The sequence below is a fragment of the Actinoplanes sp. CA-252034 genome, assembly GCF_050956125.1.
Classification (GTDB): Bacteria; Actinomycetota; Actinomycetes; order Mycobacteriales; family Micromonosporaceae; genus Actinoplanes.
The window spans coordinates 3818551-3835302 of record NZ_CP191846.1 but is presented as its reverse complement, the minus strand read 5'-3'; the positions used below and the strand labels follow the sequence as shown (position 1 = coordinate 3835302).

The 16752-nt window shown below is 70.9% G+C and carries 19 protein-coding genes; 6 read left to right on the top strand and 13 right to left on the bottom strand.

The genetic code is table 11. From position 1 onward, the window contains the following. Positions 1-54 precede the first annotated feature (54 nt). Entirely contained in the window at positions 55-768 is a 714-nt protein-coding gene (locus ACQPZW_RS17260; protein ID WP_433795901.1) for a class I SAM-dependent methyltransferase, read from the bottom strand. A gap of 93 nt (positions 769-861) precedes the next feature. On the opposite strand from ACQPZW_RS17260, the gene ACQPZW_RS17255 reads away from it, so the two are divergent. Together ACQPZW_RS17255 and lipB are read left to right on the top strand one after the other, a co-directional pair. Further along, complete coding sequence (locus tag ACQPZW_RS17255; RefSeq protein WP_433795899.1) at positions 862-1731, top strand: AraC family transcriptional regulator; 870 nt, start codon at positions 862-864, stop codon at positions 1729-1731. A gap of 18 nt (positions 1732-1749) precedes the next feature. After that, positions 1750-2400, top strand: coding sequence for a lipoyl(octanoyl) transferase LipB (lipB, locus tag ACQPZW_RS17250; RefSeq protein WP_433795898.1), 651 nt, complete (start codon positions 1750-1752; stop codon positions 2398-2400). Positions 2401-2416: 16 nt separating this feature from the next. Here the strand turns inward: lipB and ACQPZW_RS17245 are convergent, their stop codons facing one another. The 3 genes from ACQPZW_RS17245 to ACQPZW_RS17235 are packed head-to-tail and all read right to left on the bottom strand — an operon-like array spanning position 2417 to position 3700. After that, positions 2417-2776, bottom strand: a complete 360-nt coding sequence (locus ACQPZW_RS17245) for an SRPBCC domain-containing protein (RefSeq protein ID WP_433795897.1) — start codon at positions 2774-2776, stop codon at positions 2417-2419. A gap of 40 nt (positions 2777-2816) precedes the next feature. Then, entirely contained in the window at positions 2817-3191 is a 375-nt protein-coding gene (locus tag ACQPZW_RS17240; protein ID WP_433795896.1) for an ArsR/SmtB family transcription factor, read from the bottom strand. Positions 3192-3223: 32 nt separating this feature from the next. Next, positions 3224-3700, bottom strand: a complete 477-nt coding sequence (locus ACQPZW_RS17235; RefSeq protein ID WP_433795895.1) for a MarR family transcriptional regulator — start codon at positions 3698-3700, stop codon at positions 3224-3226. A 74-nt stretch (positions 3701-3774) separates the two neighbouring features. Between ACQPZW_RS17235 and ACQPZW_RS17230 the strand changes: the two genes are divergently transcribed. Together ACQPZW_RS17230 and ACQPZW_RS17225 are read left to right on the top strand one after the other, a co-directional pair. After that, positions 3775-4149: a PH domain-containing protein gene (locus ACQPZW_RS17230; protein WP_378073821.1), complete on the top strand. Its 375-nt coding sequence runs from the start codon at positions 3775-3777 to the stop codon at positions 4147-4149. A gap of 2 nt (positions 4150-4151) precedes the next feature. Beyond that, positions 4152-4820 (top strand): HAD family hydrolase, encoded by a 669-nt coding sequence (locus ACQPZW_RS17225; protein ID WP_433795894.1) that lies wholly within the window; start codon positions 4152-4154, stop codon positions 4818-4820. On the opposite strand, the gene ACQPZW_RS17220 is transcribed toward ACQPZW_RS17225, so the two are convergent. From ACQPZW_RS17220 to ACQPZW_RS17205, 4 genes are all read right to left on the bottom strand, one after another. Continuing rightward, positions 4801-6051 carry an alpha/beta hydrolase gene (locus tag ACQPZW_RS17220; RefSeq protein ID WP_433795893.1) on the bottom strand — a complete coding sequence of 417 codons (1251 nt, stop codon included), beginning with the start codon at positions 6049-6051 and terminating at the stop codon, positions 4801-4803. The two genes, ACQPZW_RS17225 and ACQPZW_RS17220, sit on opposite strands and share 20 nt — an antisense overlap. A gap of 84 nt (positions 6052-6135) precedes the next feature. Further along, complete coding sequence (locus tag ACQPZW_RS17215) at positions 6136-7923, bottom strand: protein kinase domain-containing protein (RefSeq protein ID WP_433795892.1); 1788 nt, start codon at positions 7921-7923, stop codon at positions 6136-6138. A 468-nt stretch (positions 7924-8391) separates the two neighbouring features. Then, positions 8392-10059 carry a S8 family serine peptidase gene (locus ACQPZW_RS17210; protein WP_433795891.1) on the bottom strand — a complete coding sequence of 556 codons (1668 nt, stop codon included), beginning with the start codon at positions 10057-10059 and terminating at the stop codon, positions 8392-8394. Positions 10060-10118: 59 nt separating this feature from the next. Continuing rightward, the gene (locus ACQPZW_RS17205) at positions 10119-10754 is read right to left on the bottom strand and encodes a DUF998 domain-containing protein (protein ID WP_433795890.1); all 636 of its coding nucleotides are present in this window, start codon (positions 10752-10754) and stop codon (positions 10119-10121) included. A 24-nt stretch (positions 10755-10778) separates the two neighbouring features. Between ACQPZW_RS17205 and ACQPZW_RS17200 the strand changes: the two genes are divergently transcribed. After that, positions 10779-11378 carry a hypothetical protein gene (locus ACQPZW_RS17200; RefSeq protein WP_433795889.1) on the top strand — a complete coding sequence of 200 codons (600 nt, stop codon included), beginning with the start codon at positions 10779-10781 and terminating at the stop codon, positions 11376-11378. On the opposite strand, the gene ACQPZW_RS17195 is transcribed toward ACQPZW_RS17200, so the two are convergent. The 3 genes from ACQPZW_RS17195 to ACQPZW_RS17185 are packed head-to-tail and all read right to left on the bottom strand — an operon-like array spanning position 11366 to position 13419. Further along, on the bottom strand, positions 11366-12235 hold the full coding sequence (locus tag ACQPZW_RS17195) for a hypothetical protein (RefSeq protein ID WP_433795888.1): 870 nt from the start codon (positions 12233-12235) through the stop codon (positions 11366-11368). The genes ACQPZW_RS17200 and ACQPZW_RS17195 overlap by 13 nt on opposite strands. A gap of 9 nt (positions 12236-12244) precedes the next feature. Next, entirely contained in the window at positions 12245-12469 is a 225-nt protein-coding gene (locus tag ACQPZW_RS17190; RefSeq protein ID WP_433795887.1) for a hypothetical protein, read from the bottom strand. 5 nt (positions 12470-12474) lie between these two features. Next, entirely contained in the window at positions 12475-13419 is a 945-nt protein-coding gene (locus tag ACQPZW_RS17185) for an NAD(P)/FAD-dependent oxidoreductase (protein ID WP_433795886.1), read from the bottom strand. Between the two features lie 76 nt (positions 13420-13495). Between ACQPZW_RS17185 and ACQPZW_RS17180 the strand changes: the two genes are divergently transcribed. Then, positions 13496-14101 carry a helix-turn-helix domain-containing protein gene (locus ACQPZW_RS17180; protein WP_433795885.1) on the top strand — a complete coding sequence of 202 codons (606 nt, stop codon included), beginning with the start codon at positions 13496-13498 and terminating at the stop codon, positions 14099-14101. Here ACQPZW_RS17180 and ACQPZW_RS17175 read toward each other — a convergent pair. Beyond that, the gene (locus ACQPZW_RS17175; RefSeq protein ID WP_433795883.1) at positions 14064-15380 is read right to left on the bottom strand and encodes a M20/M25/M40 family metallo-hydrolase; all 1317 of its coding nucleotides are present in this window, start codon (positions 15378-15380) and stop codon (positions 14064-14066) included. The genes ACQPZW_RS17180 and ACQPZW_RS17175 overlap by 38 nt on opposite strands. Continuing rightward, positions 15377-16684 (bottom strand): radical SAM protein, encoded by a 1308-nt coding sequence (locus ACQPZW_RS17170; protein ID WP_433795882.1) that lies wholly within the window; start codon positions 16682-16684, stop codon positions 15377-15379. The genes ACQPZW_RS17175 and ACQPZW_RS17170 overlap by 4 nt, the downstream gene beginning before the upstream one ends. Positions 16685-16752 lie beyond the last annotated feature (68 nt).

The window sequence follows — 16752 nt, the reverse complement described above, 5'->3', positions numbered from 1 at the left end:
GAAAGCCCCCCTCGGCACCCATCGCGAGCACGGAGGATCAGATTATCGGTGCCGTCAAACGGTTTTCTCGTAGTAGGACGTCACGGCCGGCTGACCGGTGTAGTTGGGCCCGGCCCGGTCGTCGGCGCCCAGGTATCGGTAGGGCAGGTCGAGAACCCGGGGGCCGGTGCAGCTGAGGCGTTTGCGGCGGCTGTCGTACTCGACACCGGCGGCACGCAACAGGGCGGCCAGCCGCCGGCCACCAGACTCGGCCGTGCCCGACTTGGCCGGCCGCCGGTCACCCGACTCGGCCGGTGATCGACTGCCCGGCTCGGCCGGTGACCGGTCGCCGGCCCGGATCGAGGCGAGGTCGAGATCGGCGACGAACGTCCCGGTCGGCGTCAGCCACGTCAGGACCCTCGCGAGCACGCCCAGTTTGTCCCCCACGTAGTGCAGCCCGTGCACGCACGTGATCAGGTCGAACGCCAGGCTCGGCACCCACGTCTCGAGCGGCGCCGCGATCAGGGTCACCCCGGGCGGGGCGGGCCGGAACGCGTCGACCAGGTCCACCCCGATGAGTGTGGCGCCGCCGGTCTGCCCGGCGGCCTGGATCAGGGCCCGCCCGCTGCCGCAGCACAGGTCGAGCCACGCCGCCCCGGCCCTGGTCAGCGGGTCGAACCCGAGCACTTTGGCGTAGCTGTTGACCCCGTGCAGTTGGCGTTCCCGGTTCATCGCGTTGTTGGCGACGACCGACGAGGCGTGCAGGGCGCGATCATCGAGCAGTTCCACCGGCCTACTCTGCCAAACATGATCGGATCGGGCCAGAACGATCGGGCGCCGACCCGGCCCCGCGGATGAGAGTGGAAGCCGAAGGGAGACCTCATGATCTCGGCACTCAACCGGCTCGTCGACCTGGTCGAGGAGGACCTCGGCGCCGAGCTGGACCTCGGGTCGACGGCGAAGAGCCTCGGCACCACCGAATACCACCTGCGGCGGATGTTCTCGTCGCTGGCCGGCATGCCGCTGTCGGAGTACGTCCGGCGGCGCCGGATGACGGTGGCCGCCGGGGACGTGGTCCGCGGTGCGGGCGACCTGCTCGACATCGCGGTGCGTTACGGGTACGGCTCGACCGAGGCGTTCGGCCGGGCGTTCCGGGCGGTCCACGGCGCCGGGCCCGGTGAGGTACGCCGCGACGGAGGTCCCCTTCGGACTCAACCACAACTCAGGTTCCGCCTGACCGTCGAAGGGAGCACCCCCATGGACACCCGCATCGCCGACCGGCCCGCCTTCCGGCTCGTCGGCCACGCCGCGAGGGTTCCGCTGATCCACGAAGGCGTCAACCCGCACATCCAGCAGCACATCGCCGCGCTGCCACCCGAGGTGCACCAGCGGCTGAAGGATCTCAGCGACACCGAGCCGGCCGGGCTCCTGCAGATCACCGACGGTGTCGAGCCCGACGCGCCGGAGGGCAGCGAGCTCACCTATCTGCACGGGGTCGCCGTGACCGGGCAGACTCCGGTGCCCGGTGACCTCGACGCCATCGAGGTGCCGGCCGGGAAGTGGGCGGTCTTCAACGCCAGCGGCCCCTTCCCGGACACGCTGCAGGCGACGTGGGCGGCGACGGCGACCGAATGGTTCCCGTCCAACCCGTGGCGTCTGCGGCCGGGGCCGTCGATCGTCACCTTCCTCGAGCGGGCCGCCGACTTCAGCACCGCCACCACCGAGCTGTGGCTGCCGGTCGAACCCGCCTGACGGTGTTTCATGGAGTCCATGCGACTCCAGCGTGTTGATCTGAACGAGGTGGACTACGGCACGGCCGTGGGGTGGATGGCGGAGTGGGCCGAGGAGCGCCGGGCGGGTGCCGCACCGGATCGTCTCTTCCTGCTCAGCCATCCACCGGTCATCACCTACGGCCGCCGGACCCCGCCGGGCGACCTGCCGCACGACCTTTCGGCGATCCCGGTCGTCGAGGTCGACCGGGGCGGCAACGCCACCTATCACGGGCCGGGCCAACTCGTCGGATACCTGGTGATGGACCTGCGCGAGTGGGGACCGGTCGACGTGGTCCGCTGGCTGGAGAACGGGCTGATCGACGCGCTGGCCGGGCTGGGATTCGCCACCGAGCGCCGGGACACTCCCCCGGGCTCGCCCAGCCTGGTCGGCGTGTGGACGCCGGACGGCCGCAAGCTCGTCTCGATCGGCATGCGCATCCGCGGCGGGGTGACGACTCATGGTTTCGCCCTCAACATCGACCCCGACCTCTCGATCTTCGACCGTTTCGTGGCGTGCAGCCTCGACGACGTGGCGATGACCTCGCTGCGGCAACTCGCCCACGAGCAGGGGCTGCGCATGCCGACCGAGGCGGAGATCCGCGACGCGGTCACAGCCGCCCTGACCACAGGCGCAACGGCCCGCACGTAGAGGCGGTCTGGGCGGATCAGCGGCCTGGGCGGAGTGCGGCGTGCATCTCCCAGGGCGCCTGTGGCAGGACGTGGCCGGTCTCCAGCAGGGACTTGAGATTGGCCATGACCGCCGGCCAGCCGTGCGAGACGGCCTCGAGGTCGTCGTCAGTCGCCAGCTTCACGTGGGTGACGGTCAGCCGGACGATCTCCTGGTGCGGCTCGATCAGGAAGGTGACCGTCGACGCGTCAGGCCCGGCGCCGGAGCCCGCCTCCCCGAACGTCATGACGAGCCGGGTGGGCGGGTCGGCCTCGAGGACCACACCGCCGCCGTCGGCGATGCCGGACCCGTCGGTCCGCCGGTGCTCCCACGGCGAGCCCGGCTGCCAGTCGGACACGTTGCTGTGCCCCAGAACTCGCCGGTCAGGTCGGCTGAGGTCAGCGCCTCCCACACCCGCTCGGGGTGGCGTGGACATACGTCACATACACGAAATCGGGTTTCACCCTGTGCTCCTCCGCATGGCGCCGGACGTCGTAGAGGATCCGCAGTCGCGGCTCCTCGAACGGCGCCAGCCAGCGCATCTGCAACTCGTGGATCGGGACCGGATTGAGGTAGTGCAGCTTCTCCCGGCCGCGCCGGACCGTGCTGATCAGGTTGGCCTCCTCCAGCACGGCCAGATGCTGCGTGACCGACTGCCGGGTCATGGCCAGGCTCCCGCACAACCGGCCGAGGGTCTGACCGGTCTCCTCGCGCAGGCTGTCGAGCAGCCGGCGGCGGGTCGGATCGGCGAGAGCCCGGAAGACCATGTCCATGACCTGCATTATGCAGCCTCTGGACTGCCTTTTCAAACCGGACCCGGCGGTCCCTGCTCGCCCACATTGGCGATCATGCGGCCCAGCACCCGGAGGGCCGTCACGTAGTCGGCGTCCGGGATGCCGTCGTGGATCCGGGCCCGGATGGCCGGGGCGGCCCGCTTCATCTCCAGGCGGGCCGCCTCGCCCTCCTCGGTGATCGACCAGCGGTCGCCCTCCCGCGCGAGCCGTCCACGCTGTTCCAGCTCGGCCGCGGAGGCGGCCAGGTCGTCCTCGGGGCGCAGATAATCGCTCATCGCCTCCTCGAGCTCGGGCACGGTACGCCCCGCACCGTCCGGGGACAGATCGTTCGCGGACAGGTTGCGCAGCAGCCAGAACTGCGGCTGGGAGAAGCCCGCCTCGGCCTGCCGCGCCCGGGTGAACGCGATCAGCGCCTGGTATGCGACCCCGGTCCAGTAGGCGGCCGGCTGCCCTGCCAGTTCGTCGTCGGAGAGCTGTTCGATCCTCATGCACCGCACGCTAGGACCTCTACCGCGCTTGAGATCAACCCCGGCGGGTGGCGATGGCGGGCTACCGTGGTCGCGTGATCGATTTCTCCAGCCCGTCGGTTTTCAAGCTCACCCCCGTCGACCCCGGTTCGGTGTATTCGCAGGTGTCGCCATTGCTGATCCAGGGCGAGCAGCTGATCTACGCGTTCAAGACGACCCGTGACTTCGTGGCGTTCACGAACAAGCGGCTGATCGCTGCGAACGTGCAGGGGATGACCGGCAAGAAGGTCGACTTCACCTCCCTGCCGTACAACAAGATCCAGGCCTTCTCGATCGAGACGGCCGGCAACTTCGACCGGGACGCCGAGCTGGAGCTGTATTTCAGCGGCCTCGGCAAGGTGCGCCTGGAGTTCAAGGCCAGCTCCGACATCCGCGCCCTGGGCCAGATGATCTCCGCCTTCATCCTCTGACGATGATCAAGGCGGTCGTGATCGATGTGGACGACACCCTGTGCATGACCGAGGCGGTCTCGTTCGAGTTGGAGAACGAGGTGCTGGCCGCCATGGGCCGGCCACCGATGCCGCGGAGCAGGCATCTGGCGTCGTGGGGCGAGCCGCTGCTGGAGGCGATGCCACGGCGGTCGCCGGGGATCGACATGGCCGCGTTCGCGCCGCTGTTCAAGACGACCATGGACCGTTATCTGGAGCAGGGCCGGCTCGACGTGATCCCGCCGGAGAACCTGGCGGCCCTCGACGAGCTGATCCTCTCCGGTCGCGGCGTGATGCTGTTGACCTCGCGGGAGGGCCACGAGGTCACGCACATGCTCGAGCCGGACCATGTGCTGGCGGATCGGATCAGCGGCGTCTGGCACCGCGGCAACACCCGGCACGGCAAACCCGACCCGCGGGCCTTCGACGAGTTGCTCGCGCACACCGGGCTGTCGCCGGCGCAGTGTGTCTACGTCGGCGACTCGCCCGGTGACGCGGTCGCGGCCGGCGGGGCGGGCATCGCGTTCATCGCCTGCCTGCAGAGCGGCGTGCGCCGCCTCGAGGACTTCGACAGCCGGTACGTGACCGCGTCAGTCGCCGTGTTCCCCGAGGTGGTGACCGTGGTCGAGCGGCTCAGCCGAACTCGACGCTGACCCGGTGGCCGCTGGACCGCCAGGCCGGCACCGGCAACCGGGTCACACCACCGCCCCGCTCGCGCGCCACGATCGACACGGTGCCGCGCGCCGGGATGAACAGGTCGACCCCGGAGATGAACGTCTGCGCGATGAACTCGGGCAGCGGCGCGGTCAGGTCACTCACCCCGTCGCTGCCGTCGTCGAACGCGAACACGCCGATCACCCGCCGGTTGTGCGGGGCGGTCGCCGGGTTCAGGATGTCCCGCCCGTCGATCCACAGGTGGTCGCCCTCGCCGCCCCACCACTCCTTCTGGCGCTGGAACGTCAGCGCCGTGTGCCGGTCGCTGGTGTCGACGAGCCCGCCCAGGCCCTCACCGGGACGGCTGGTGAGCAGCCGGACGAACGAGTCCGAGCGGCGGAACGGCTCGAAGTAGAAGTGGTGGGTGGACTGGCCGGGGCGCAGGAGCGCGAACTCGTACCTCTCCCGGGGTGACAGCGGGATCGGGCCGAACCGGCCGTCCGCGCCGACCACCGCCCTGATCGGCCGGCCCCGGCGGCGGCCGGTCCGCTCACCGACGCAATGGACCTCCAGCGACGCACCGGTCACGCCGGCGTTGCTGGGGAACAGCACGGCGCGGCCGGAGACGTGCGCGATCCTTTCCCGCACGACCTCGGTGGTACGGGGCTCGCGCCCCCGCAGGAATCGGTGGATCTCCCGGAACGACTCGGCCGACGACACGGTCTGGGTGTGCGACTGGTCCGGCAGGTACACGTTGGACGCGCCGATCACGGTCCGGGCCGGGTCGCCCTCGCCCCAGATCGCCAGCGTCGGCACGCCACCGGGCAGCGCCGTGGCCGGCCGCCCGTCCAGGTTGACATAGTGGGCGACCCGGGCCGCCCGCTCGGGTGAGCTGTTGAGATAGCCCTGGGTCACGAACGTGCCGAGCGAGTGCGCGGCCAGGTCGACCTGATCCGCTCCGGACAGCGCCAGCAGCCTGGTGATCCGCTCGTCGAGGGTCGCCCAGACCTGCTGAACGATCGCGGCGATGTTCGGTGAGTCGTACTCGTGGGCCTCGACGAACCCGGCCGGATATCCGTTGCTCGCCAGGCGCTTCGCCTGCACCCGGAACTGCATGGCGGATCCGGCGCTGCCGTGGATGAACACGAGCGGCCGTGGTGGCCGGCTGCGGCCCGCCAGCGCCGGCACGCCCGTTCCGGTGACGAGCGCGACGCCGGCCGACGCCGTCATCAAGCTTCGGCGAGTAATCCCCATCGACCCTCCCGATAGACAGCCGTGATTTCTGCACGGTTCGTGCAAGTATTACGGCCGGGGTCAGGCCCGGGCAATATCCGCGGCCGGAATCCCGCCCGCGCACGTCACCGTCATGGTGATCACATCGGTTCCGTGCTTGAAGGTGACGGCCGTGGCGGACGCCGGACCCGGATCGGCTGTCTGCACCTTGTACGGTCGCGTCGGCTTCCAGGACAGCAGCTGCGCGGTCGCCGCCTCCGGGCAGGTCGCGACCACGGTGCCGCCCTCCGACGAGAGGGCGCGCTCCACCGGCTCGGCCGTCGGCGTCGGGGACGGCGAGGGGCGCGCGGAGGTCACGGTGGGCGCCACCGCGCCGGGTGACGGGAACTGCTGCCGGGAATTGGCGGACGCCGGACGGGAACGGTCCGGCTTCGTGCCGGGTGCGGTCGTCGCCGCCGGCCCGGCGCCGGGTGTCGCCTCCGGGTCGGCGCCCGGCGCGACCGGCGGCACCGGTGCGGAGGCGCCGGCCACGGTCCGTCCGCTCGCCGCCCCGGACCGGTCCGCCGGACGACCGGCGAGAGCCCACACGGCGATCCCGGCGAGAACGACGACGAGGATCACCCCGGCAGCCCAGCCGACGACCGGTTTCCAACGCCGGGACGAAGCAGGCGACGGCACCGGCGAAACGGCCGAAGAAGACACGGCCGAAGAAGGCACCGCCGAAGCAGGCGAAGACGCCACGGGCGAAGCGGCCGAAGAAGGCACCGCCGAAGCGGGTGAAGCCGACGAATGCGCGGGCGAAGCGGCTGAGGAGGCGGGCAACGGATGCGCCGGAGAGGCGGGCGCAGGCGACAAAAGCTCCGAAAAGGATGAAACGGCCGCCGGTGACGGCGCGGCCCACGGCGCGGCCCACGGCGCGGCCGGAGTGGCGAGCGGGCGGGGAGGCGGAGCGGGACGGACCACCACGGTCGGTTCCGCCCGGACGTCACCGCCGGGCAGTGGCTCGTCGGTGACAACCCGGATGCCGGCCCCGTGCGCGAGAACCGCGGCGGCCTCCTCGGCGCTGGGACGATGCGCCGGATTCTTGGCCAGGCAGTGGTCGCAGAGGCGGACCACATACTCCGGGACGTCCACGACGGGCGGCAGCGGCGCCGGCGGGACGTAGAGGTGCGCCTGAACCATCTGCCGGGTGTCCTCGCTGCTCCACGGCGAGCGGCCGGACAGCATCCGGTAGAGCACGACCCCCAGCGCGTACACGTCGGACGCCGGCACCACCGCGTCACCGACGAGGCGTTCCGGCGCCAGGTAGGCGGGTGTGCCGAGCACCTCGTCCGGATCGTCGGATCCCGCGGAGCCGTCCGGCGCGACGGCGGCCGCGATGCCGAAGTCGACCACCTTGGCCCCGGTCGGGGCGAGCATCACGTTGCCCGGCTTGATGTCCCGGTGCACCAGCCCCTCGGCGTGGGCCGCGGCCAGCGCGGCCGCGATCTCGGCCCCGGTCCGCATCGCGAAGCGGGGCGCCAGCGCTCCCGCCGACAGCCGCGCCGACAGGGTCCCGCCGGGCACCAGCTCCATCACCACATAGGGGAACACCCGCCCGGCGAGTCCGGTCTCGCCGTAGTCGTGGACCTGGGCGATGTTCGGATGCGACAGCGTCGCGGCGGCCCGTGCCTCACGCCGGATCCGCTCCCGCGAACGGATGTCCACGGTCTGCTCCGGCGCCAGCAGCTTCACCGCCACCGCACGGCCGAGCACCTCGTCGTGCGCCTGCCATACGACGGCCATCCCACCGGCGCCGATCGGCGCCACCAGCCGATAGCGCCCACCCAGGAGCAGTCCTTCGTGTGCCGTCGCGCCGGATTCGCTCATCCCCGCCAGTCTGCCGCCAATGTTGACCATCCGCAGCCCCGGAGAACAAGACCTTCGATGTGGTACGCCGTCCCCCGCCCCGCCGAACCGGGACAGTCCCGTACCTACAACGCGACGCAGGCGGCCCCCGACGGCCGCCAAGGCGCCTCACGGGCGAGGCCGTCCCCCGCCGCTCCGGTCACCATCCGGACGCCCTGACCAGCCCTCTACAGGCGGCGGCCGAACCCGAACCCGGGCGCCCTCACCGCCCCTCAACAGGCGGCGCCCGAACCCGGCACCGGGTGCATCGGCCAGGGGCGCCGCACTCACCCGAGACAACGACCGGGTGCGGCTACGGCCGGACCGCGCTCGACGACACCGTCCCGCAATCACGGCCCCCGCATCCGCAGCCCCGGTCCGAGGCTCGCACCGGACCGGGGCTGCGGATGGCCTCTTGCGACGACCGGGGGCGCGTGGGGCGTACCACCGTCAGGGTTTGATCTTGATCTTGTGGGTTGTGGTGTTGCCTGCACGGTCGGTGACGGTGATGGTGACCGGGGTGGTGGCCTTGCGCGTGCCGGGTTTCCACTTCAGAGCCCACGGCGACTTCGACGCGGTGAGGGTGACCTTCTTGGCGCCGGCCGTGACAACGGCCTTGACCTGCTGGATTCCCGAATCGTCGCGGACCGACGGCGTGATCGTCACGGTCGAGCCGGAGCGGCTGACACGGACCTTGGAGATCTTCGGCGCGGTGTTGTCGAGGACGATGGTCCGGTTCGCGGTGCGGGTGTCGCCGGCTGGGCCGGTGGCGCGCAGCGTGAGCGTGTGTGATCCGTTGAGGCCGGCGCTGTCGAACGTGAACGTCCACGGCGCGGCCGTGTCGACGCCGACGACACGCCCGGCTCGCAGAAGTTCGACCCGTGTGGCGCCGGTGGCCGCCGCCACGACACTGATCTTGCCGCGACGCGGTGTGGTGGAGGCCGCGGGCGACGACCAGCCCACGGCGGGTGGCGGCGCATCGATGGCGAGCAGCGTGCTCACCGTCTTGGCAGCGTCCACGCGCCCGTCGGCGACCCAGGAGCCGACCGGCACGGCGGTCGTCTCGATGGCGGAGCGTAGCTGCGCGGCGGTCGTGCCGGGCCGGGCGGACAGGCCGAGCGCCGCGACGCCGGAGACCATCGGCGCGGCCGACGACGTGCCGGTGAACCAGTATCGTCCGCCGTCGCGGCCCTGCGCCACGTTGACGCCGGGCGCGGCGACGTCGACCCAGTCGGACCCGTGGTTGGACCATTCCTGACGGGTGTCGGTCTCGGTGGAGCCGGCCACCGCGACCGCGGTCGGGTAGGCCGCCGGGTAGGACGGCGTGGTGACGCCGTCGTTGCCGGCCGATGCCACCACGAGCACGCCCCGGTCGGTCGCGTAGGTGACCGCGTCGGACAGGATCTGGGAGCTGGCCGGGCCGCCGAGCGACAGGTTGATCACGTCGGCGCCGTGGTCGACGGCGTAGACGATGCCCTGCGCGATGTCGTCGTGCCCGCCCGAGCCGCCCGCGTCGAGCACCTTCACCGGCAGGATCCGGCAGGTCCAGCAGAGACCGGCCAGGCCCGCGCCGTCGTCGCCGGCCGCGGCGATCAGCGAGGCGGACATCGTGCCGTGCCCGTGGTCGTCCGTCGGGTCGGCGTCGTCGTTGACGAAGTCGTAGCCGGGCAGCACGCGGCCGGCCAGTTCGCTGACCGCGGTGACGCCGGTGTCGACGACCGCCACGGTCACGTCGGCCGACCCGGTCGTGACATCCCAGGCGGCGGGGCTGCCGATCACCCGATTGCCCCACTGCTGCGACTGCAGGGGATCATTCGGGGTACGGTCCACGCGCGCGACCGGCACCGGCTCCACGTAGTCCACTCCCGGGTCACCGGCCAGTGCCCGGAAGGCATCGCCGGTGACGGTGACCGTGACGGCGCCGAGCTGGTCGTTGGTGTCACTGGCGAGGACACGGACCGCCGGGTCGGCGTCGAGTGCCGCGACCGTGGCGGCCGCGGACACGCCGGGCCGCAGACCGATGGCCACGGTTTCGCCGGTGGTCGCGCCGGCGGGGTTCGCGCTGGTCAGGGAGGCCGCGGTGAGCGCCACGGCGACAATCAGGGTTCGATACCGCACGAGTCGAAAAGTACGGATGCCCGAGTGCAGGACCCGTGCTGAACGGTTGCCACCTGGTATCAGTCGGACATTACCGGCACCTTTCGGCGCACCTTCTCGGTGGCGACCGCCCACCACGCCAGCAGCAGCACCGTGACCACCTCGGCCAGGCCCAGCAGCCGCTCCACTGTGCCCAGCGGGATGGCCCGCCACCAGCGCACGCCCGTCCACGGCTCGGCCAGCACCGCCCACAGGATCGGCGTGAAGCAGAGCAGCGACACCACCCCACCGGCGGCCACCCAGCGGGCCGCTCCAGGAGCCCGGCCGGCGGCGAGCAGCGCCCCGATCGGCAGGCTGAGGAACGCGACCACGCTGAACACCCGGTGCACGTCACCGCTCATCGAGCCGCCGGCCTGCCAGTTGTGCTTCTCGAACCAGACCACGCCGACGAGGCCGACCACCCACAGGGCGAGCGTCGCCAGCGCGCCGCGGCTGAGCCGGCCGGTCCGGTGCAGGGCGACCAGGATCGCCGCGGAACCGGCCGCCAGCAGCAGGGTCGCGAGGTCGAAGACCCAGCCGTCGGGCATCAGCGCATACTGGCTGATGGTGCGCCTGGTCCAGTCCAGCTCGGCCGAGGGCGGCAGCACGTGCAGCGACGCGTACAGCCCGAGCGAGGTGAGCACGGCGGCGGCACCGAGGGCGGCGAGGGCTCTCATCCGCCAAGGGTGCAGGATCTTCCTGTGAGTGTTCTTGACGTGGTCCAGGCTCTGCCCGGCATCGAGGAGCTGCGGCGGCGGTCGCGGGCGCTCGCCATGTGCGAGGCGATCATCAGCCCCGACTGGGAGAGCCGCTACTACTCGTACGACTCCCGGTGGAACCCCGAACGGGGCGAGCACCTGGCGTCGATGCGCAACGGGTCCGGTGACGAGTACTCGATCGTGTTCTCCCCCGCGGGCGTGTACATCCGTGGGCTCGACCACGAGGCCCCCCAGGCGCCGGGGCTCTTCGACGACGTTCCGGAGGTGTTCGCGGCTCAGGTCGGGGAGACGGCGTTCAGTCAGGGGGCGAACGTCTGTCTCTGGCGCGAGACCGGTGACCAGCGGTGGCACGGGCGCGGGCCCGACGACGTGGCGTGGCTGTTCGAGCTGCTCGTGGAGGGCACGCCGGAGGCGTACCAGGAGTTCGCCGAGGACTACTACGAGGAGGACGTCGACCTGGCGGCGGTCACCGAGGTGTTCGCGTTGCGGCCGCTCTCCGATCCGCTGGTACGGCGGCTGAACCCGGCCGTGACCGTCGACTATCTGGCCGGCGACATCGAGGAGATCGACTATCCCCGGTGATGCCGTTTGACGAACGTGTAACCCGGCTCCAGGGTGAACCCGTCGATCTGCTCCTTCTCCAGAGCCTTCTGGTGCAGGGTCTGCTGTCTCTTCGACGCGTGGGCGCCCGGCGGCAGGCGGCGGACGAACCCGTTGACCCAGTGGTCACGGCGCTCACCGGCATCGCCGTGCCCGTCGCCGCCGCCCTCGCCCGGTAGTGCGGCCTCCTCCACGAGCGGGGCGTAGAACAGCAGGTCGATTGTGTCCTCGCCGTCGGCGGCCGGATAGTTGAGCTCGCCGTCCGGGCTGGTGCTGCCGGTGACCCGGGTGACGTAGCCCTCGCGCAGCAGCTGGTCGACGGCGTTGCGGAGCAGGAACATGCCCTTCTTGCCCCGGCCCAGACCGCAGTGGGCGGGCAGCTCCGCCTCCGGGAAGACGGCCGAGCCGTCGTCGAAGACCCGGCCCAGCCGCCGCACCGCCTTGAGCACCCGGCCCCGGTTGGAGACACCCGGATCGAACTCGCGGGTGATCACCGTCGGGTCGTAGTCGTGGAAGTAGTCGACGCCGTCGACCCGCAGCGGCTCGTCCAGGGAGGTGGTCCGGACCACCACACACTCCTCCGAGGGACGCCAGGCCACGGTGACGAGCACACCCGGGCGCACGTCGCCGGGCCAGGTGATCCCGGTCAGCCGGGGTCCCGGGTCGTGTGCGGTCGCCGACTCGAACGACTCCCGCACCGGGGTCATGCCCAGCGCGCGGTGCTCCAGGACGACGGTGACCGTCTCCCGGTCGGCGACCGTGGCGGCCAGATCGTCGGGCAGCGGGCAGACCGCGGCCTCCAGATCCGCCCGGACCAGCGCGAACCTATGACTCCTCACGCCGGAAGATTACCCGGACCGGGGCCAGGTCAGGCGAGCCCGAAGGCGTTGCAGGAACGGCAACAGGCCGTAGACCACGATCGGCACCGCGAGGGACGCCGTGATCAAGGTGCGCAGCACCATCGGCAGATCCCGCAGCAGGTCGCCGAGCAGCAGTTGCAGGACGATCAGCGTCGGGGCGACGGCGAGCCAGATCATGACGGCCATCTGGTGCCGGTTCGATTGATGCGACATGGCGATTACTCCTGGTTGGCGAGGATGGCGGCCACCCGACGCTCCTGGGCGGCCGAGAAGGGGAGAGCGTCGCGGACGTCCTCGTCGACGAGATCCGCGTGCAGGTCGATGGCGGCGGCCGAGCCGGCCCCGGCCGCGGTGATCACCTGGGCGCGCGGGTCGACGGCGTTCCCGGCGGCCCACACTCCGGGGGTGCTGGTGCGGCCGGTGCGATCGTCGACGACGACGGCATCGAGTGAGGTGAGCAGGCCGTCGGCGGGGACGAGCCGCGGCCGGACGAAGAGGGCGTGCGGGGCGACCATGCTCGCCCAGTCGAGCTCGATGCCGGCCAGCCGGTCGCGGACGGCGACGATCCTGGTCACGACACCGTCGACGATGCGGATGCCACGGGCGCGCAGGCGCTGCCGTTCGACGGGGGTCGATTCATATCCGTGGGAGAAGAAGGTCACGTCGTCCGACCACTGACGGATCAGCAGGGCGTGCGCGACCGTCTCCGGGCCGCCGCCGAGCACCCCCAGCGGCCGGTCACGGACCTCCCAGCCGTGGCAGTACGGACAGTGCAGCACGTCGCGGCCCCAGCGCCCGGCCAGCCCGGGAATGTCGGGGATCTCATCGCGCAGCCCGGTGGAGACGAGGACCCGGCGCGCGACGAGAAGGCGGCCGTCCTCGGTACGGACGTGGAGACCGTGGGGACCGGCCGGGGTGATCGCGTGGACCGTGCCGGGGATCAGGTGGCCGCCGTACCCGGTGACCTCGGCCCGTCCCGCGGCGAGGAGCTCGGCCGGGGGCATGCCGTCACGCGACAGGAATCCCTGCATGTGCGCGGCCGGCGCGTTGCGGGGCCGGCCCGCGTCGACCACCGCGACCCGGCGCCGGGCCCGGGTCAGGACCAGGGCGGCGCTCAGTCCGGCAGCGCCACCGCCCACCACTACGACGTCGTATTCGTTCATGGGCCCAGCGTCGGCCCCACCCTTGAAACCGGCAATCAATGTTGCCGTTTCCGGGAAAGGTGGGTGTCATGGACGGGTGGATCACGCGATCAGCGCCGCGCTCGCCGAGGTGGGGCCCCGGCTCCGGCGGCTGCGCACTCAGCGCAACATCACCCTGACCGCCCTCGCCGAGACGACCGGGATCTCCAAGAGCACCCTGTCCCGGCTGGAGAGCGGGCAACGCAGACCCAGCCTCGAGCTGCTGCTGCCGATCGCCCAGGCGCATCGGGTGCCGATCGACGAGCTGATCGGGGCGCCGCAGATCGCCGACCCCCGGGTCCGGCCCGCGCCACGACGGGTCAACGGACGGATCGTGCTGCCGTTGACCCCGCACGCCGGGTCGCTGCAGGCCTGGAAGGTGATCATCCCGGCCGATCAGACCGAGCCGGAGCCGCGGACCCACGAGGGCTACGAATGGCTCTACGTGTTGTCCGGGCGGCTACGGCTGCTGCTCGGCGACCACGACTTCGAGATCAGCGCGGGCGAGGCGGCCGAGTTCGACACCAGGCTGCCGCACTGGTTCGGCAGCACCGGCGAGCACGCCGTCGAGATCATCAGCATCCTGGGCCGGCAGGGCGAGCGCATCCACGTCCGCGCCCGCTCCACTAACCAGCGGGAGGACCGGCGGGAAGACGCTCGATGAGACCGCCATACCAGGCGACGCCCTTGCGGTAGGCGTCGACCGTGATGTGCTCGTCGGTGGTGTGGATCGACTCCCGCTGCCTCTTCGTCATCTCGAACGGGGTGAACCGGTAGACCCGCTCGCTGATCCTCGTGAAATGGCGGGCGTCGGTCGCGGCCATCATCACATAGGGTGAGGTCACCGCCTCCGGGAAGTGCGTCTCGGTGACCGCCGCCAGCAGGTCGAACGCGTCGTCGAGCGGGGACGACGGGCACGGCTCGCCCTCGTCGATCACGGTGATCCGCACTTGCGGGTCCTTGATGACGCGGCGGACGTGCCGGATGACGCCCTCCATGGTGTCGCCGACCAGAATGCGGATGTTCACCCCCGCGGTGGCGGACGCGGCCACCACGTTCATCGCCGGAGAGCCGCTGAGCGTCGTCACCGCGAACGTGGTGCGGGCCATCGCCGCCGTCTCGGGACCCGACGCCAGCAGCAGCCGGGTCAGCAGGGCACGGCTGCGGACGGCGGTGCCCAACACGTACCGAACAGGGGCTTTGGCGTGGGGTGCCGCCCGCCGGAAGAGCTCGACGGTGGCATCGGGCGCTGAAGCCCGCATCGGAGAGCGGTCGAGGCGGGTGATCGCCCGCGCGAGACGCGCGGTCGGGCCGAGTGGGGCCGGGGTGGACGCATGCCCGCCGCGGCCCTCGACGCGCAGCTCGATGGAGACGACGCCCTTCTCGGTGACGCCGATGACGGCGATCGGCTTCTCGACGCCGGGGAACGCGTCATACGCCACGGCGCCGCCCTCGTCCAGCACGAACCACGGGGTGACCCCGCGCCGGCGCAGCTCCTCGACGGCGAGCAGCGCCGCCTCACCGGCGACCTCCTCGTCGCAGCCGAACGACAGCCACACGTCCTGCGCGGGGGTGTGGCCGGCGGCGATCAGATCCTCGACGGCCTGGCAGATCGCGGTGAGACTGCCCTTGCAGTCGAGGGTGCCGCGGCCCCAGATCACCCCGTCCTCGACGACCGCGTCGAACGGCGGGTGCCGCCACTCGCCCTCGACCGGCACCACGTCGATGTGGGCCATCAGCACGACCGGTCTGTCAGCCGACTCCCCGGCCCAGTGGAACAGCAGCCCATGGCTTCCGACGCGGACCAGCGGAAGCTTGTGGAGCAGCGGGAAATGCCCCTCCAACGCCTCCAGGAAGGCGTCGAAGGCGGCATGATCCCACTGCTGCGGATCACGGGTCGAGACCGTCGGGATCCGCAGCAGAGCGCGGAACGCCTCGATCATTCAGCGGCCGGCAGAGTATCCATGAAAGAGCTCACCGAGAAGACGGCTTTACCGGCGCCGGGCTCGCCGTAGCCGGGCGGACTGCTCAGTCCGTTCGCCTCCATGGTCGCCCTATACGCCTCCAGGAGGCGAATGTGGTACTCCAGGGGGGCGCCCTCCGGATTGGTCTTGCCGAGCGGCGTCGTCGGCTCCGGGCACCAGGTGGTGAAGCGCGGCAGAATGCCCCGCGACATGAAATATTGCAGGCCCTCGGTGGTCGACTCGATCGCCTCGTCGACGGTGCGGAAACCGAACGGCTCGGCCATTTCGATACCGGCCACGAAATTCGGGATCACGTTACGCGGCCCGAACACCTCGGCGGACTCGAGAATGCGCCGGTGCCACTCCGCCCGGCCGACATAGCGCTCCTTGCCCGGGCAGTGAAGCTCGAACAGCCGCTTGTCCCACACCTCGAAGTTGGGGTGGTAGATGCGGATGCCGTAGTCGTAGAACCGCTGCACATCCTCTTTCGGGAGCGCCTGGGCGACGACCTTGCCGATCCACCGACCGGGGAACCGCTCCTCGATGGCCTGCGCGTAGCGACCGTAGAAGTCGGCCTCGGCCAGCCCGTCGACCTTGCTGGTGATGCTGCCACCGGTCAGCGTGTAGGCCTGCGACGTCTTCGCGGTGTCGTATTTGTCGATGATCGCGAGCGCTTCGAGCACCTCGTCGACCGGTTTCACACCGGTGTAGGGCCGCCCGGCCGCCTTGTGCTGACGCCAGTTGTGGTTGATGTCGCAATACTGGCACTCCTCCTTGGCGCCGAAATACTGGCACACCCGGAAGACCGTCAGGTAGATGAGATAGCCCCACTGAATGGTGGGCGCCACCTCCATGATCTGCTTGCCGCCCTCGAGCGTGTGCCGGTAGTAATCCGGCATCGGCGGCAGCCCGACATCGGCGATCGGCTTGTCGTCGAGGAAGAGCATCAAACGGCCGTCGTCGGACGGCTTCACACGGTACGGCGAAGTCGGATTGACCCGCACCGAGACCACCGTGCGGCGCAGCCCATACGGCCCGCCGGTGAGCACGATCTCCTCCGGCGGCCGCCGCAGCGCCGCCTCACCCAGCTCCGGCAGCGTGCGGTGATCGAACGAGAAGATGAAATACGACTTCGGCTTCACATCACCGTTCTCATTGTCGGTGAGCGCCGCATCGTCGAACGCCAGCCCGCCTCGCAGCAGGTCTTCCTTGATCACCGCCTCGCGCGGGATGTGTGGGAACCGTCCCATCAGATCTTCGATGAGATCCGTACGCGTCTGCATCGTGGCGTCCTCCCAACCGGACCGTAGCACGCCCAGCCCCTTACAACCGGAGCCAGCCTCCCGTGTCA

Coding starts and splice junctions, on each gene's coding strand:
- ACQPZW_RS17255 (WP_433795899.1), top strand. CDS start 862: ATGATCTCGGCACTCAACCGGCTCGTCGACCTGGTCGAGGAGGACCTC.
- lipB (WP_433795898.1), top strand. CDS start 1,750: ATGCGACTCCAGCGTGTTGATCTGAACGAGGTGGACTACGGCACGGCC.
- ACQPZW_RS17240 (WP_433795896.1), bottom strand. CDS start 3,191: ATGGACATGGTCTTCCGGGCTCTCGCCGATCCGACCCGCCGCCGGCTG.
- ACQPZW_RS17235 (WP_433795895.1), bottom strand. CDS start 3,700: ATGAGGATCGAACAGCTCTCCGACGACGAACTGGCAGGGCAGCCGGCC.
- ACQPZW_RS17225 (WP_433795894.1), top strand. CDS start 4,152: ATGATCAAGGCGGTCGTGATCGATGTGGACGACACCCTGTGCATGACC.
- ACQPZW_RS17220 (WP_433795893.1), bottom strand. CDS start 6,051: ATGACGGCGTCGGCCGGCGTCGCGCTCGTCACCGGAACGGGCGTGCCG.
- ACQPZW_RS17215 (WP_433795892.1), bottom strand. CDS start 7,923: ATGAGCGAATCCGGCGCGACGGCACACGAAGGACTGCTCCTGGGTGGG.
- ACQPZW_RS17205 (WP_433795890.1), bottom strand. CDS start 10,754: ATGAGAGCCCTCGCCGCCCTCGGTGCCGCCGCCGTGCTCACCTCGCTC.
- ACQPZW_RS17190 (WP_433795887.1), bottom strand. CDS start 12,469: ATGTCGCATCAATCGAACCGGCACCAGATGGCCGTCATGATCTGGCTC.
- ACQPZW_RS17185 (WP_433795886.1), bottom strand. CDS start 13,419: ATGAACGAATACGACGTCGTAGTGGTGGGCGGTGGCGCTGCCGGACTG.
- ACQPZW_RS17175 (WP_433795883.1), bottom strand. CDS start 15,380: ATGATCGAGGCGTTCCGCGCTCTGCTGCGGATCCCGACGGTCTCGACC.
- ACQPZW_RS17170 (WP_433795882.1), bottom strand. CDS start 16,684: ATGCAGACGCGTACGGATCTCATCGAAGATCTGATGGGACGGTTCCCA.